The 16,359-nt window shown below is 47.6% G+C and carries 13 protein-coding genes; 12 read left to right on the forward strand and 1 reads right to left on the reverse strand.

Annotated features, from left to right (window positions below; all coding sequences use genetic code 11):
* The first annotated feature begins 158 nt into the window (after positions 1-158).
* The 11 genes from ACESLK_RS21370 to ACESLK_RS21420 all read left to right on the forward strand — a co-directional run bounded on the left by ACESLK_RS21370 (position 159) and on the right by ACESLK_RS21420 (position 13,579).
* Entirely contained in the window at positions 159-1,229 is a 1,071-nt protein-coding gene (locus ACESLK_RS21370) for an AI-2E family transporter (RefSeq protein WP_373231740.1), read from the forward strand.
* Between the two features lie 354 nt (positions 1,230-1,583).
* A complete protein-coding gene (gene alaS, locus ACESLK_RS21375; protein WP_373231787.1) occupies positions 1,584-4,217 on the forward strand; it encodes an alanine--tRNA ligase in 2,634 nt (877 codons plus the stop codon).
* A 141-nt stretch (positions 4,218-4,358) separates the two neighbouring features.
* A complete protein-coding gene (locus tag ACESLK_RS21380; RefSeq protein ID WP_373231788.1) occupies positions 4,359-4,634 on the forward strand; it encodes an IreB family regulatory phosphoprotein in 276 nt (91 codons plus the stop codon).
* Between the two features lie 3 nt (positions 4,635-4,637).
* Positions 4,638-5,051 (forward strand): Holliday junction resolvase RuvX, encoded by a 414-nt coding sequence (ruvX, locus tag ACESLK_RS21385; protein WP_373231741.1) that lies wholly within the window; start codon positions 4,638-4,640, stop codon positions 5,049-5,051.
* A gap of 9 nt (positions 5,052-5,060) precedes the next feature.
* Positions 5,061-5,378, forward strand: coding sequence for a DUF1292 domain-containing protein (locus ACESLK_RS21390; protein WP_373231742.1), 318 nt, complete (start codon positions 5,061-5,063; stop codon positions 5,376-5,378).
* A 35-nt stretch (positions 5,379-5,413) separates the two neighbouring features.
* Positions 5,414-5,725, forward strand: a complete 312-nt coding sequence (locus tag ACESLK_RS21395; RefSeq protein ID WP_373231743.1) for a DUF1292 domain-containing protein — start codon at positions 5,414-5,416, stop codon at positions 5,723-5,725.
* A gap of 71 nt (positions 5,726-5,796) precedes the next feature.
* Positions 5,797-7,074, forward strand: a complete 1,278-nt coding sequence (mltG, locus tag ACESLK_RS21400) for an endolytic transglycosylase MltG (RefSeq protein WP_373231744.1) — start codon at positions 5,797-5,799, stop codon at positions 7,072-7,074.
* A gap of 159 nt (positions 7,075-7,233) precedes the next feature.
* On the forward strand, positions 7,234-8,118 hold the full coding sequence (locus tag ACESLK_RS21405; protein ID WP_373231745.1) for a peptidase U32 family protein: 885 nt from the start codon (positions 7,234-7,236) through the stop codon (positions 8,116-8,118).
* Positions 8,119-8,143: 25 nt separating this feature from the next.
* Positions 8,144-9,403 carry a peptidase U32 family protein gene (locus ACESLK_RS21410; RefSeq protein ID WP_373231746.1) on the forward strand — a complete coding sequence of 420 codons (1,260 nt, stop codon included), beginning with the start codon at positions 8,144-8,146 and terminating at the stop codon, positions 9,401-9,403.
* A 124-nt stretch (positions 9,404-9,527) separates the two neighbouring features.
* Complete coding sequence (locus ACESLK_RS21415) at positions 9,528-11,642, forward strand: methyl-accepting chemotaxis protein (RefSeq protein ID WP_373231747.1); 2,115 nt, start codon at positions 9,528-9,530, stop codon at positions 11,640-11,642.
* A 101-nt stretch (positions 11,643-11,743) separates the two neighbouring features.
* Positions 11,744-13,579 carry a peptidoglycan D,D-transpeptidase FtsI family protein gene (locus ACESLK_RS21420; protein WP_373231748.1) on the forward strand — a complete coding sequence of 612 codons (1,836 nt, stop codon included), beginning with the start codon at positions 11,744-11,746 and terminating at the stop codon, positions 13,577-13,579.
* On the opposite strand, the gene ACESLK_RS21425 is transcribed toward ACESLK_RS21420, so the two are convergent.
* Positions 13,512-14,657: an AI-2E family transporter gene (locus tag ACESLK_RS21425; protein ID WP_373231749.1), complete on the reverse strand. Its 1,146-nt coding sequence runs from the start codon at positions 14,655-14,657 to the stop codon at positions 13,512-13,514. The genes ACESLK_RS21420 and ACESLK_RS21425 overlap by 68 nt on opposite strands.
* Before the next feature lie 248 nt (positions 14,658-14,905).
* Between ACESLK_RS21425 and ACESLK_RS21430 the strand changes: the two genes are divergently transcribed.
* Entirely contained in the window at positions 14,906-16,330 is a 1,425-nt protein-coding gene (locus ACESLK_RS21430) for a polysaccharide deacetylase family protein (protein ID WP_373231750.1), read from the forward strand.
* Positions 16,331-16,359: the final 29 nt, after the last annotated feature.

Here is a 16,359-nt window from a genome sequence, read left to right on the forward strand (position 1 = left end):
TCTCTAACAGTATGTAAATAAGCTTTACTGAAGCGCTTCGAAGTCTCCTAATTGGGGATCGGAGCGCTTTTTTATTTGAGTTGGTTTATTGGAATGGACAAGTACATATACTTTGAAAGAGCCTATTGGCATGGTACGGAAATATGGGAGGTGGAATTGTGGGGCGGTTTGCCCAAAGCCGGTTGTTTACTGTGCTTGTCTACGCCATACTCTGCTTGTTGATCTTGTTTCTTTTAGTGCTGGTGCGACCTATGCTGTTATCGGTCTATGAGTTCCTCAAAGCGGTGTTGGCGCCCTTCCTCGTAGCGATGATTATTTCTTATATGCTGAATCCGATCGTAAACCTTCTGCATGGCCGCAAGGTTCCGCGAACGGCAGCTGTTCTCCTTATCTATGCGGTTTTCATATCGGTGTGCGTCGTTATTCTGATGAATGTGATTCCGATGTTTATGAACCAGGTCGAGGAGCTTAGTGAGCATATGCCGGAGCTAACCGTTCGCGCGCAAAGTATGGTAGATCATTTTAACAATAACAACGTGTTGCCGAGCAGTGTAAGGGATGGGATAAACAAATCGTTAAGCGGCCTGGAGAAGCAAATCGAGCAGAGGATCGCCGACATTCTGAACAATCTCGGAGCGCTGGTAAACGTCTTGTTTATCGCGATGATTGTTCCGTTCCTAGCCTTCTACATGATGAAGGATCTAGATGTATTCGAACGGGCAGCATTGCAATACGTCCCTCGATCGCACAGGAAACATACAGTAAGGCTATTGAAAGATATCGATGAAGCTTTGGGCAGCTACATACGCGGTCAGCTTATTGTTTCCCTTTGCATTGGTGTACTCGCATATATCGGGTATCTGATCATAGGTATGCCTTATCCGCTACTAATGGCTGGATTTGTTTCCTTGTTTGACATTATCCCTTATTTGGGACCATTCTTTGGAGCGCTGCCTGCTCTTCTTATGGCTACAACAATTTCTTGGAAAATGGTACTAATGGTTATCATCGTCAACATGATCTGCCAAAATCTTGAGAGTAATGTAATCAGTCCCCAGGTCGTTGGAAAATCGATGAAAATGCATCCTCTAACGATTATTCTGGTGCTGCTGATAGGCGGTCATTTAGCGGGAGTTATTGGGATGATTCTCGCTGTCCCGTTCTATGCTGCAATGAAAGTTATCATCCAGCATGTGTCCGCATATTACATTCACAGAAAAACCGTTTGACAGCGTTGAAAAACGTTGTCTATAATTCAATATGATGATTATAAAGGAAAACGTTGACGAGACATAAGTACCTTACAGACCGCAATGCCAGAGAGGAGATTCCGCGAATGCTTCCTATCCGAATGGACAGGAAACACCGTGGCTGGGAGAATCTTCATTGTGAAGGGTTCGGGAAGCTGGTTTCGGAGTGCGGTGTAAATCCGCCGGTTAGGGCCGTTATCCCTGTTAAGAGGAGATTGCATTTTTAGGAATGTAATAACCAGGGTGGTACCGCGAAAATTTTCGTCCCTGATTTAAGGGGCGTTTTTTTTATTTTTTGGAGCATTTAAGAGGAGGAGTTAAGTAATGAAACCAATGAAAGCCGCTGAAATTCGCAGCAAATGGCTGAAGTTTTTCGCAAGTAAAGGTCACAATATCGAACCGAGTTCACCGCTTGTGCCCCATAACGATCCTTCCCTATTATGGATTAACGCAGGGATGGCTCCCTTGAAGGCTTATTTCGATGGAAGAGTCATTCCGGAAAATCCGAGAATCGCGAACTCGCAAAAGTGCATCCGCACGAACGATATCGAGAATGTCGGTAAAACCCGTCGTCACCACACTTTCTTCGAAATGCTCGGCAACTTCTCGATTGGGGATTATTTTAAGGAAGAAGCGATTACGTGGGCATGGGAGTTCTTGACGGATCCTGAGTGGATTGGCTTCGATCCCGAGAAGCTTTCCGTTACCGTTTATCCTGAGGACGAAGAAGCCTATCAGTTCTGGAGGGAGAAAATCGGTCTGCCGCCGGAGCGGATTGTTAAGCTGCAGGATAATTTCTGGGATATCGGCGAGGGCCCATGCGGACCTTGCACGGAGATTTTCTATGATCGCGGGGACAAATACGGCGATCTCTCTGATCCTGATTGTACGACTGGCGGGGAGAATGAACGTTTCCTTGAGGTGTGGAACCTTGTGTTTTCACAATTTAATCATAACAAGGACGGCAGCTATACTCCGCTTCCGAACAAGAACATCGATACGGGTGCTGGACTTGAGCGTTTCGCTTCCATATTGCAGGACGTAGACTCCAACTTCGATACAGATTTGTTCATGCCGATGATCGAACGCACTTGCGAAATTGCAAATGTGAAATACAAAGAGATCGAGGAGCAGGATATCGCATTAAAGGTTATCGCCGATCATATTCGGACAGTAGCCTTCTCCGTTGGAGACGGGGTTCTGCCATCGAATGAAGGTCGCGGCTATGTTATTCGCCGTTTGCTTCGCCGCGCGGTTCGTTACGGTAAAGTGCTCGGCGTGGATCGTCCGTTCTTGTGGGAGCTTGTTCCTATAGTCGGCGATGTAATGGGCGTATATTACCCTGAAGTTGCAGAAAAACGTGAATTCATCGTGAAGGTGATTCGCACAGAGGAAGAGCGTTTCCATGAAACCCTATCCGACGGGCTAGCTATCTTGGCCGATTTGAGTCAGAAGGCGCGTGCCGATGGTAAGAAAGAAATTTCCGGACCGGATGCGTTTAAGTTATATGATACCTATGGCTTTCCTTTTGATTTGACCGAGGATTATGCATCCGAGCAAGGGATGACAGTCGATCGCTCAGGCTTCGATGCTTCTATGCAGGAGCAACGCGTACGTGCTCGTTCCGCCCGTCAAGAGACAGAAAGCATGAAGGTTCAGGGCGGTCCATTGGCAGAATATACCGAGAAAACGGAATTTGTCGGGTATGACGGATTGACTGAAGAAGCACGTGTAACGGCTATTGTCGCGGACAATCGGTTCGTCGATGCTGCTGGAGTAGACGAGAAGGTGCTGGTAATGCTTGATCGTACTCCGTTCTACGCGGAGAGCGGCGGTCAGGTCAGCGATCGCGGAGTACTTAGCGGTAATGGAGTTACAGCTGAAGTGATCGGCTTAAGCAAAGCTCCGCATGGCCAGTCCGTTCATCAGGTTATTGTTTCGGCTGGTGCGCTCAAGGTCGGCGATAGGGTGACGGCTTCCGTCAATGCTTCAGAGCGGAGTGATATCGTTCGCAACCATACCGCAACTCACTTGCTTCACCAAGCGCTTAAGGACGTACTTGGCCATCACGTTAATCAAGCAGGCTCCCTTGTAGAACCTGAACGTTTACGGTTCGACTTTTCTCACTTTGGTGCTATTACTGCAGAAGAGTTAGCAGAGGTAGAGCGCCGTGTGAACGAGCAAATCTGGATCGGAACTGAGCTCGATATCGGGTTCAAGCCGATAGCCGAAGCGAAAGCGATGGGCGCGATGGCTCTGTTCGGCGAGAAATACGGCGATATCGTCCGCGTAGTTCGCGTAGGCGACTACAGCTTGGAGCTGTGCGGAGGCTGTCACGTTCGTAATACATCGCAAATCGGATTGTTCAAGCTTGTCAGTGAGAGCGGAATCGGATCTGGAGTTCGCCGCATAGAAGCGGTGACTGGACGCAATGCGTATAACTTCTTGGATGAGCAGCTTAGCGTATTAAAAAGTGCTGCCGCACAATTGAAATGCGGGGTGACGGATGTCACTAAACGGATTGAAGCCGTACAAGGCGAGGTACGCCAGCTGCAACGCGATAATGAATCGCTTCAAGGCAAGCTAAGCCGCTTGGAGGCTGCTGAGCTTGTTGGACAGGCGAGGACTGTAGGCGGTGTAACTTTGCTAGCCGCTCAAGTGAATGCGGGCAGCATGGACACTCTGCGCGGCGTTGCCGACGAATTAAAGGCGAAACTTGGATCAGCTGTACTCGTGCTTGGCGCGGTTGCAGATGACAAGGTTAACCTCGTAGTTGCAGTAACACCGAATTTAATTGCAGAAGGGCTTCATGCCGGCAAGCTTATTAAAGAAATCGCGGCAATCTGCGGCGGCGGCGGCGGCGGCAAACCAGAGTTAGCCCAAGCCGGCGGGAAAGATCCTTCCAAATTGGCCGAAGCGCTTCAAGCGGCAGAGCAGCTCGTTCTGGCTCAAGCTTCTAGGAAATAACTATGCATTTAAAGGGAGTTGTCCAACAGCACTCCCTTTATTCACTTGTAATTTTGTGTCACAAATTTCCTGTCCCATGAAGAATATGTTATTATGACTATAAGTTATTTTGAGTTGGTCAGTGAAAGCGAGGTGCTGGAGATGAGCTCGTCAGACAAGAACCATCTAGACCAGACGGTCAAGTTTGACGTTGTGGCGGATCCCCACGAAGTATCTGCCCGTGACATTTTATTTACGGTGCATGATGCCCTATTGGACAAAGAGTACCATCCCATCAATCAGATCGTTGGCTACCTGCTTTCGGGCGATCCTGCGTATATCCCGCGTCATAATAATGCCCGCAGTCTGATCCGCAAGAAGGAGCGCGACGAATTAATCGAAGAACTCGTTCGTTTCTATCTTCAGCAGAACCGTTAGTCTATGCGTATCATGGGATTGGATTACGGGGAAAGACGAATTGGAGTTGCCATGAGCGATTTGTTCGGATGGACCGCTCAAGGTGTGGAGGTTATCGACCAGAAGCTGGTCAAGGATGCAATGGGACGGATAGCGGAATTGATAAAGGAATATGAAGTCGAATCCATAGTCGTCGGACTGCCGAAGAACATGAATGGAACAGTCGGCCCCAGTGGAGAATATTGCATAGCATTTGCAGAGCGGCTGAGGCAGACAATAAGTTTACCTGTAAAGCTATGGGATGAAAGACTTACAACTGTAGCCGCAGAGCGTACTTTAATTGAAGCTGATGTTAGCCGGCGCAAGCGTAAACAAGTTATCGATAAAATGGCAGCGGCGATTTTATTGCAAAATTATCTTGACTCACGACCGAAATGAGGGATTGTCATGACAGATGAAATCATCAACCATGAAGAAGAAGAAGCAGAGATTATTTACATCCCAGACGACGAAGGTAATGAAGAGGCATTCGAGGTCATTATGCGTTTTGAGCTGGATGATGGTACAGACCGCAAGTATTTAATGGTTGTACCGGCTGAAGAAGACGGTGACGAAGAGCAGGAAGTATTCGCATTCCGTTATCAGGAAGAGAACGAAGACATTCAATTGTTCCCTATTGAGGACCAAGCAGAATGGGATATGGTGGAAGAAACCTTCAATACCTTGATCGGTGAATTCGACGAAGCCGAAGAAAACAAAGGCTAACCTAATCGCTGCGCCTGGTTCAGGAGGATATTTAAATGACAGATAAAAGCGAAGGTCGGAGCAATACTCCAACTCTCAAAGAAATATACGGTGACTATGTAGACCTGCAAGGGGAAGATGGTGTGTCTCAGCCCTTTCGAATATTAACTGAGCTGACCCTTAATTCTAAGCGTTACGCAGTGCTGCAATCAGAAGCTATGCTTCAAGACGATGAAATTGAAGTATTTCGTATCGTGATGGAGCCTGATGGAGAAATCGGGCTTGAATCGATCGCGGATGAGGACGAGTGGGAGCTAGTTGCCGAAGCTTACGATGATATTCAATTTGGCAGTGATGACCAGCCTTAAGGTATTCGAAGAACAGAGAGCGGGCAACCGCTCTTTTTTACGAATACTGGGCTTGCTGGAGGGGGATAGGCGTGGAAAAAGATAATAAGTCATCAAGCGAAGGCTGGAAGTCCGTGTACGGCAATACAGTGAACGGCGAAGAAAAGAAGTTATCAGGTGAAACCGAAGCGGCCGCCGCGACGGAAGCGGCTAATCGATCCTATATGAATCCGAATGAAGCCCCTATGCGCTCTACAGCTGCTGCTCAGCCAGGAGCAACGAAATTGGCATCTGCACCTGCTCGCCGCAAGCCGCGCGTCTTACTATGGTCCTTTTTAATTGCACTTGCATTAGTGCTGTCCTTAGCTGCAAGTGCATTATTTTATTTATGGAACGGTCTTCGTCCTGCTGCTTCCTCAAGTACGCCAATCGAGGTAACTATTACCTCGGGGATGCGCGCTCAGAAGGTGGCGGAGTTGCTGGAACAAAATGGACTCATACGCAGTGCTTTTCTATTCAGCGGTTGGTTGAAAATCGAAGGCGAAGGCTCGCGTTTCCAAGCAGGGGTATATGAGTTGACCCCGGGAATGACTCGCGAGCAGATCGTTGCAAAGCTGAATAACGGTGATATTATTGCCCAGGCAACGACCCGATTCACCATTCCGGAAGGGTTTACCGTTCAGCAAATCGCTTCAAGGCTCGCAGAATCAGGTGACGTGAACAAGGATAAATTCACTGAAACCGCAAGCCAAACTTCACAATTTACGGGTTCATCATGGACGAAATCGATTCCAACGACCAACAATTTAAGATTCCCTCTCGAGGGTTATTTATTCCCTGATACGTATGAGATGAAGCGAGGCAGCACGGAGACAGATATTATTAATCGGATGCTTTCCGAGCTTGATCATAAAATAGACCAGCTTCCTGAGGATTGGCAGATTACGCTCGAGGAGCGGGGCTTAACTGTTCATGAGCTTCTTACGATCGCATCATTGGTTGAACGTGAAGTCGTGTTGGATGAAGAGCGTGCGATTGTATCCAGTGTCATCCAGAATCGTCTGAAGATAAAGATGCCGCTGCAAATCGATGCCACGATCCAATACTTGTTAGATAAGCAGAAGGAACGGTTGCTGGAGGTGGACTTGAAGGTTGAAAGTCCATACAACACGTATTTACAAGCAGGTCTGCCGCCGGGGCCTATCGCAAGCCCAAGCTACAAATCCATCGAGGCTGCGCTTTATCCAGATGAGACGGATTACCTGTACTACGTAACGAAAAAAGACGGAACAAACTCCCATTTGTTCGCAGTAACCTATAGTCAGCATCAAAAAAATATTCGGCTTAGTGAAAAGAACGTCAAAAAATAATCACGACGCGTTAATTGAACGCGCCCCGACCCGGCGAACTTCTGGAGACACCTGCATGGTGCTCTTGAAAGTTCACCGGGTCGAAGATTTCTAGGGAGGTGTGTCACCATATCAGCTTCAATTCCTGAATTGCTTATAAGCGTCGGTTCTCATGAACAAATGGAACGATTAATCCAAGCTGGCGCGACTGCTGTGCTCATCGGTGAATCCCGATTCGGCATGCGACAGCCAGCGGACATTCCGCAATCCGAGCTGAAACAAGTCATTGCAAAAGCTCATCGTCTTGGGGCTAAGGCATATGTAAATATGAACAAGCTATTTCGCAACGATGAGGTTGAATGGCTGCCGGAATACCTAAAAGCTGTGCAAGAAGCTGAGGCCGATGCGGTCGTATTCGGTGATCCAGCTGTTCTGATGAATGTCCGTCAGTTTGCTCCCGGCCTGACCCTGCATTGGAATGCGGAGATGACCGGAACGAACTCGCATGCAGCTTCCTATTGGGGGCGACGAGGAGCAGCGCGTGCCGTAGTCGCAAGAGAATTAAATGAGGAAGAAATTATAGCGCTGAAAAATGAAGCAGCCATGGAAATACAGATTCAGGTTCATGGGATGACGAATATTTATCATTCCCACCGTAATCTCGTTCAGAGTTATCTTGAGCATCTAGGACGCGAAGCCTCCCTTGTTCGTAAAGGGGCAGACGAAGGTCTTTTCCTGGTTGAGGCGGAACGGCCAGATGAGAAATTCCCGGTATACGAGGATAATAACGGAACTCATGTGATGAGTCCCGATGATATATGCTTGTTAGAGGTTCTTCCGGAGTTGATTCAAGCGAATGTCGATAGCTTATATATCGAAGCTCTGCTTAAATCAGATGATTATAATGAAACGGTACTGAGGAGCTACCGCCAGGTATTAGATATTTATGCAGCTGATCCAAACGAATACCGCTTTAACCCGCTATGGCTAACTCCTATTCAGCAGCTGCAAAACCCTGATCGAGAGCTCGGATTCGGATTTTTGTACAAGGAACAGGTTTATTAATAACAATCGCAAGGAGGGTATAGTGATGAGTCAATCTCTTACGCAAGAGCTGCCGCGCGTGAAGGGGCAAAGGCAGCGCTTAGCCAAGCCAGAGCTTCTTGCGCCAGCCGGAAGTCTAGAAAAGCTGAAATTTGCTGTACACTATGGCGCGGATGCGGTATATATCGGCGGCCAAAAATACGGCTTGCGCTCTAATGCGGACAATTTCAGCTTTGAGGAAATGCGTGAAGGCGTTGAATTCGCTGCCAAATATGGCGCTAAAGTATTTGTCGCAACGAATATTTATGCCCATCAGGAGGATTTAGCCGGTGTTTCCGATTATCTTAAGCAGTTAGAGGATGCGGGCATAGCGGCAATTATTGCGGCGGACCCTGCTATTGTAGAAACCGCTCAGAAGGTCGCCCCTAAGCTGGAAGTGCATCTGAGCACACAGCAGTCGACGATGAATTGGCAGGCTGTTCAGTTCTGGAAAGAAGAGGGTTTACCTCGGGTCGTGCTAGCCCGCGAGACGACGATGGAGGAAATTCAGGAAATGAAAGCTCGTGTTGACGTGGAGCTTGAGGTATTCATTCACGGAGCTATGTGCTCCTCCGTGTCGGGACGCTGTGTTTTATCCAACCATTTTACCGATAGGGATTCCAATCGAGGAGGCTGCTGCCAATCCTGCCGTTGGAAGTACGACCTGCATGCGGATGAGCAATCCATTGCCGCACCGGGTCAAAACGCTTTTTCAATGAGCTCCAAAGACTTATGCATGATACAGCATATCCCGGATCTTATTGAAGCAGGGGTAGATAGCTTCAAAATCGAAGGGCGAATGAAAAGCATTCATTACGTAGCCTCCGTTGTTAACGTATATCGTCAAGCTATTGATGCGTATATGGCCAATCCGGAAGGATATGAATTGAGACCGGAGTGGGTCCAGGATATTGGGAAAGCAGCCAACCGGCCGCTAAATACAGGGTTTTTCTATGCGGTTCCAGGGGCAGAGGAGCATATCTACGAAGCTGAAGAGAAGCCAGCCCCATATGATTTCGCGGCAGTTGTGACCGATTATGATGATGCGACGGGTGTTGCCACGATTCAGCAACGGAGTCCTTTCCGTCCCGGTATGGAAGTGGAGTTCTTCGGACCTGGAGGAAGACAGTTTGTCCAGCAGGTTACAGAGATTACAGATGAAGAGGGGAACTCGCTGACCGTCGCGCGCCATCCGCTGCAGAAAATCAAGATCGCTACCATACAGCCTGTTGCCCCGCTTGATCTCATGAGAAAACGATTAATATAAATTATTTTTAATAAACAAAAGGGATTTTGTCCGGACTTGTCGAATCTACTCGTAGTAAGTAGTTCGACAAGTCTATTAATTGCCGTCAGTCAGCTGTCACTACATAGTCGGAGGGTTACATCGAATGAAAAAATCGTTACGTGAGCGTTTGGGGTCGGTTGAATGGAAGAAAGCAACACAGGGTGTAAGCGGTTTATCAAAACGTATGGGAGGACAGCTTAAGGATACAAAGTTTGAGAATCCTATTCGTTCCGTTGGAATGAAGCTATTTCTACTCATTTTTTGCAGTATCCTTGCGTGCGTCCTTTCGTTGGGTTGGTTTTCTTACTCGAAATCAAGCTCTATTATCCAAAGTAAGGTCTCCGACGCTAGCAGCCAAACTGCTCAGCAGACGGCTGATAAATTCTCGTTATTATTAGATGGATATGAGAGGCAATCGCTGCAATTTATTACCGACAACAATTTCATGAATCTGCTGAACGCTATGGGAATTACTAAAGACGATTACGAGCTCTTCGATACCTCGCGTCAGCTGACAGAGAAGCTGAGCAGTATTGCAATGGCGGATTCCAGCTATGAATCCATATCGTTAATTCCTATGGATGCGAATGATCAGCTCATGACTACTGGAAGCTCGATCAACAGAGAGAATCTTAATGGATCAACGATACTAGAAAGCATCAAAGAAGGTAACGGTAAAGCGGTATGGATTCCAACGATGGCAAAAGGAATAGATGGCAGCCGGAGTGCTCCAACGCTAGCCATAGGTCGCGCATTGAACCAAGGCAAGGCTTATTATCTCATTCTTGAGATCAAGACCAAGGTTCTGGCTGAGCATATGACAAGCGTTCAATTCGGTGAAGGAAGCGGCTCCTACATTGTCGCAACGGACAACACCATTGTATACGGCCCGAATGCTACGAAGTGGGGAAGTAAATATGAATATGAATTACCTGGAGAAGACGGTTCTTCAACTATTGATATCAATGGAACGAAGGTCTTGTCATCATCGGGTACTCTAGACAATAATAAATGGAAGCTGATTGGTAATATTCCAGTATCCGCGTTAGTTAAGGATGCCAAAGCCATTAGCAATCTTACGTTGTTGATGTCGTTGATCGCTGCTCTCATCGCAGGCGGAATTGGGCTAATCGTCATGTTAACGGTAGGTCGCCCGCTTGCTCAACTTCGTACGCTTATGAACGAAGGCGAAAGAGGCAACTTGACCGTTCGCTCGACTATTCGTAAGAAAGACGAGATTGGGCAGGTTTCGGATAGCTTTAATCGTATGATGGAAGAAATTACCGCTCTCGTACGCCAAACGAATTTGTCGGCCCAAGAGGTGCTGGATACGGCTGCCTCCCTGACTGAATCTTCCCGTAAGACCGCAATTGCCGCGAAGGAAATTGCCGTGGCAACGGAAGAGATCGCTAATGGCGCAACAAACTTAGCGATTGAATCGGAGAAGGGTACAGATTTAACTGTACATATCGGTTCGCAAGTACAATCCGTTATCCATTCAAATGTCGAAATGGGTCAGTCAGCTAATGAAGTTGAAGAAGCCGGACGTAAAGGCTCGGATTATATGGGAACTCTTATCCAGAAAACCGGACAGACGGAAGAAATGACCCGGTCGATGGTAGAGAAAGTCGACAAGCTTAAGGAAAGTACATATTCGATTCGCAAAATTCTTGATGTGCTGGGTAACGTCTCGAAGCAAACGAATATATTGTCATTAAACGCTACGATAGAGGCAGCAAGAGCGGGTGCAGCAGGTAAAGGCTTTATGGTAGTTGCGGATGAAATTCGCAAATTGGCGGATCAATCGCGCCAGTCCATCGGAGTTGTTGGCGGAATCGTAGAAAATATCTCTCGTGAAATCGACGAAACGGTATCCGTCTTATCGAAAGCTTACCCGATCTTCCAAGAACAAATCGAATCCGTTCGCGAAGCTAACACGATTTTTATCACAGTTCAAGACAATATGAGCGGGTTTGTTAGCCGCTTAGAATCGGCTACCGATTCTGTACGTAATCTGGAGGATGCGCAATCTACTTTATCGATGGCAATGACTAACGTCAGCGCCGTTGCGCAGGAAGCCTCTGCGACATCGGAGCAAGTAGCTTCACTGAGTAACGAACAACTGAACATTAGCGATGGTTTGGTGCAATTGTCCAACCGGCTGGAAGCTGTATCGAATCAACTGCGTGAGTCGTTAAGCAGGTTTACAGTCTCATAATAAAAGGGTGCCATATGAAGGCAGATGAGGAGAAATCCTTGTCTGCTTTTTTTATTATATGGGAATAATAGAGAGAAAGAGAGGGAGCGGGAGGGTAAGTGATGTCACGAGTATGGGCGATTAGAGGGCTGCATGTGCTGTTATTCTTTGCCATTCTGTTCGGTGTCGAGGGTGCGCGTTTAGCTTGGCTTCAGCTTGGGTTTGGCGGTGCTCATACCATGAGCGGCTCTCTTATTCAAAGTGCCGTTCTACAAAGGTCGGATGGGCTGCTGCTTGATACAGGACGCGGACAAATCCGAGACCGTAATGGGCGGCTGATAACAGGTGTCTCCGTACAGAGCTTAGCGGCGTTTCCTGACGATGGCATGATGCGCGGGAGAAAAGAGGATGTAGAACGGCTAGCATCCTCACTTGGGGTAAAAGCGGAGGAGCTAGATAGCTGGTTAACTGAATTGCGAGAGCCTGAAGTATGGAAGGAAGCTCATTCCACCCGGGCGTTGCATCTGTCAGATGAGCAGATCGGAATTGCTGAATCGGCGAAATTGCTTGGTGTAGCTGTGCTGCCTTTTCGTAACCGGTACCCAGCAGACTTCACTCCGATTCATGCAATCGGTTATGTCTCTCAACACCCTGAGAGAGTGAGAAAAATTTACGAGAAACAGATTTCCAGCCATCATATGGATGTGACGAATACAATAGGCGGATCTGGTTTAGAGAAATCGATGGATCGACTTATACAAGGAATCGCACCTACAACGGTAATTCAGATTACAGACGCAACAAGGCGACCTTTGGAAGGTCTCGGATTAAGAATGGCGGCTCCTGTAAATCCACACTTCCCTTTGCAGGTGACGACAACATTAGATTTGGATTTTCAACACGTCGTAGAGAAGGCGATGAATAAATACGGGATAAGTAAAGGAGCGGCTGTAGTTCTAGATACGCAGAATGCAGATATAATGGCCATGGTGTCTCTTCCTCGTCTCAATCCCTATCATATTGGAGCGGAGAACACAGATGAGAGGAATCGTGCGTTAATTGCAGCTCCTCCGGGCTCTATTTTTAAGACCGTTACATTAGCCGCAGCGCTGGAATCAGGTGTTACGACATGGGATGAGGTATTTCACTGTGATGGGCATTATGGTAAATATGGGCTGAAATGCTGGAGAGAAGAAGGACACGGCGCATTAACCCTTGAAGAAGCTTTTGCCGAGTCGTGTAACGTCGTTTTTGCGGAATTAGCCGAGAGAATGGACCCTGCATGGATACAAATCACTGGCGAGCGCTTGGGTTTAGGGAGGCTGGTCGGTTGGAGCACCGAGAGGTTTACCGATGGCAAGCCATTGCGATTGTTGGGGGAGGAACAAGCAGGCAGCATTTTTCTGGACCGCACATCCGCGCAGGATGGGGGAGTGAGGACAGGAACAGGCATTGGCCAGCGAGATGTTAGAGTGACTCCGCTGCAAGCGGCGAATATGATTGTTTCCATCTTGCATAACGGTAAGGTATATGCCCCCAGACTTGTAAAAAATATTCGTTATGCGGACGGTGGATTGATGACCTCGTTGTCTGTTCAAGGCGCTGAGTCAAACTATGGTCAGATTAAGCCGCGCACGGCTGCGCTTCTTCGAAAAGGGATGCAGGCAGTTGTTCATAAAGGAACGGCTAGCAAGGCATTAGAGGGGACCGCGTGGCCGCTCGCGGGGAAATCGGGAACAGCAGAGTTGGCTGGAAAGCAAAAAGCCCGCAACGATCAGTGGTTCATCGGTTACGGGCCTGCTAAAGGACAACCGCGGTATGCGATTGCTGTATTGATTGAAGATCAGCCTGCAGGACTTCGTAATCGTGCAGCTTCTGTATTCGGCGAGATTATGGACGGTCTTTATCAGCTGGAACAACAAGCTCTGACTGCTGCGGCGCGAGCGGGGGAACGATGAATTCCTCCCTGGGATAACGAATCCATTTGTTGAAATACCCTTGGTCGTATAGAGCTTTAAGCAAGATCATGAGAATTGGAGCGAGTATGAGTCCGGCCACGCCGAACAGCGACAAGGACACCATCATGAAGGCGAGCATCGTAAAGGCGGAGACTCCGACCGTTTGTCCCGTGATGCGCGGCTCGAGAATTTGTCTCGTAAGTGTGACAACTAGCAGAAGTCCCGTTAGCCAAATCGCAAGATTAGTTTCGCCGGTAATAAATAAATAAGCGATCCAAGGGATAAACAAAGTATTTACGCCTAATAGCGGAAGAACATCGAAAAATCCTGCAAGCAGCGCAATGGAGAAGGCGTTATTGACGCCGAGCGCGAGAAGGGCGACAAAGATAACCCCGAACGTTATGCTGATTAGCTTGCCTTGGGCTTTAAGATAGGCGCCGATCCCTTTGAAAACGTTGTTGCGCAGAAACTCAAAGGCAATTTTGAGTGTTTTGGGCGATCTTTCTTTGCTGAGTTGTTTCCAGGTCTCAATCTCCAAGCTTAAGAAATAGGCGAGTATGATCGCGATTGAGAAATTAAGGACAAATGAAGAGAAAGAAGTTAGAAACCCAGCCAACCAGGTTAGGAACACGCCTGCCCAAGTTGCGCCCTGATTCGTAACAAAGGTAATTGCATCGTTAAGCTTATCTTCGATTCCTGGTGGTAAGGCTTCTATTCGTCCTTGCAAATTGCCAGTAATATTCGATATTTGCTCCTGTAACTGAGCCGTATACTTCGGAAGATCCTCGCTTAGTTGAATAATCTGCTGTGTGAAAACGAATCCGAGCCCGACGAAAATAGCTAGTATAACTAAGGTGAACAGCAAGACACTAATACCGGAGGCTATTGACTTGCGCAAGCCCCAGCGGTTCAGCAGCCTCGCAAGCGGCTCGATGATCCAAAAAACGAGAAAGGATAAGAATACGGGTGTAGCAAGGTTATACAAATAGCTGAATATGTACATCGTAAGCCAGACGGTTAAAGCGATGATGCCAATGTCAAATACGGTGCGCCAATACTTCTGATATAGCGATAACATCCTGCAATCCACCTTTTCCATTAAGAGTACCAAAAGCTCGCAAATGTCTATTTAACGTTTATTGTACACGATTACAAAAAAGATGCCTACAAGGATGCCTATTTTGAAGTCCCTTATGATAAAATAGAAGACAGGCACAGAACCGCACGCTCTTCTAAATATGACTTCAAGTTGGTGGGGAAGGCATGGAATTCATTCTTTGGATAGGTTTTTATTTTTTGACTTTTTATGCTTTTTTGCCGGCTTTGGTGAGCCGGATTTTTGGCTTCAGAGTATTTATGCGCGGCAAGACGGACAAGGAAATCGCGCTAACCTTTGATGATGGCCCAGACCCGGTATATACGCCTAAGCTGCTCGATTTACTTAAGCGACAGGGAGCAAGGGCGACTTTTTTCGTAGTTGGAGAAAATGCGGAACAAAACCCTCATATTATTGCGCGAATACATGAAGAAGGTCACATCATCGGCATACATAATTTTGTCCATCATACGAACTGGCTCATGCGTCCGCGATCCGTCAAGCGTCAGATTGACCGCACCTCGGACGTTATCAAGAAGATTACGGGCACGAGACCGATGTATTACCGTCCTCCTTGGGGAATTGTGAATGTATTTGATTATGCGAACCTGGGATACTTGCAGATTGTATTGTGGACCTCGTTATTTGGGGATTGGCGCAAAAGGGTTAATGCAGACAAATTGTACAGGCGAATGAGAAGGAAGCTCAAGCCAGGCCAAGTGTTCCTCTTGCATGATTGCGGTATTACCTTTGGTGCTGATAAGGATGCGCCTGCCAACACGATATCGGCTTTAGAACGAATCTTGGACGATGGACGTAAGCTGGACTACCGCTTTGTTGGGATCGATGAAATGATCGAGCTAACGGAGAGGAAGCGAGCCAAAAGGAGAAGCAATCAAACGCCCGTGAGGAGAGCTGTTATGAAGAGCGATGATTCCGCAGGCGATAAAAAGAAGGGCCATTCCATTGGTCCGATTAAGAAGGTCATTGTAACGGGATGGTTGTTATGGGAAAAGGTATTTCATATTTTGTTCCGTTTGAGCCCCGTGGGGGATGGTAAGTTCTTTAATTACCGGATTCGCCGATATGCAGGGCCACCATTGGATTTGCGGGCAGAAACGACGCTGCATTCAGGGGATTACATTATGGAAATCCATTTCGAGAATCAAATGCTGTTCGATCTTGGAATGAATTCTCGATCGGCTCTGCAGACAGGGATTAAGATCATTCGCGAAATGGAGAAGGCTCTTCCGGATATGGCGAGAGAATTGGCGGTTATCCCAAGCGGAGACAAAGTAAAGGCGCTTTATGGCGTGTCGATGGTACACCGCGGCGCAGAATCACTCGGATATGGCACATATGACTTGCCGCGCGGTTTGTTCTCCTGGATAACGAATATATATTTGCGAATATTGATGCGCGTCATCCATCCTGAAGGAAGCGAGAGAGTTCGAGCTAAAGGTGAATCCATGACCCCGCGTATGCTTATTATGCCTCGGGAAATATTGTTGACCTGGGCAGATGAGACTAGGGTCCGGCGCCGTCCGGAGCGTGAGGGGTCCGTGAAGACAGACAATCCGATTCAGAAGCTTAACCTTGAGACGAAGCCGGCTTCAGTTGAATTTGAAGAGGAAACGTTAGGGAAGCTTATATAATGAATAATGGGACTGTCCCAACATTAGAT

The organism is Cohnella sp. (genome assembly GCF_041640265.1).
In the GTDB taxonomy this organism is placed as follows: Bacteria; Bacillota; Bacilli; order Paenibacillales; family Paenibacillaceae; genus Cohnella.

Coding starts and splice junctions, on each gene's coding strand:
- ACESLK_RS21410 (WP_373231746.1), top strand. CDS start 8,144: ATGAGTCAATCTCTTACGCAAGAGCTGCCGCGCGTGAAGGGGCAAAGG.
- ACESLK_RS21395 (WP_373231743.1), top strand. CDS start 5,414: ATGACAGATAAAAGCGAAGGTCGGAGCAATACTCCAACTCTCAAAGAA.
- ACESLK_RS21380 (WP_373231788.1), top strand. CDS start 4,359: ATGAGCTCGTCAGACAAGAACCATCTAGACCAGACGGTCAAGTTTGAC.
- ACESLK_RS21390 (WP_373231742.1), top strand. CDS start 5,061: ATGACAGATGAAATCATCAACCATGAAGAAGAAGAAGCAGAGATTATT.
- alaS (WP_373231787.1), top strand. CDS start 1,584: ATGAAAGCCGCTGAAATTCGCAGCAAATGGCTGAAGTTTTTCGCAAGT.
- ruvX (WP_373231741.1), top strand. CDS start 4,638: ATGCGTATCATGGGATTGGATTACGGGGAAAGACGAATTGGAGTTGCC.
- ACESLK_RS21425 (WP_373231749.1), bottom strand. CDS start 14,657: ATGTTATCGCTATATCAGAAGTATTGGCGCACCGTATTTGACATTGGC.
- ACESLK_RS21420 (WP_373231748.1), top strand. CDS start 11,744: ATGTCACGAGTATGGGCGATTAGAGGGCTGCATGTGCTGTTATTCTTT.
- ACESLK_RS21415 (WP_373231747.1), top strand. CDS start 9,528: ATGAAAAAATCGTTACGTGAGCGTTTGGGGTCGGTTGAATGGAAGAAA.
- ACESLK_RS21405 (WP_373231745.1), top strand. CDS start 7,234: ATGGAACGATTAATCCAAGCTGGCGCGACTGCTGTGCTCATCGGTGAA.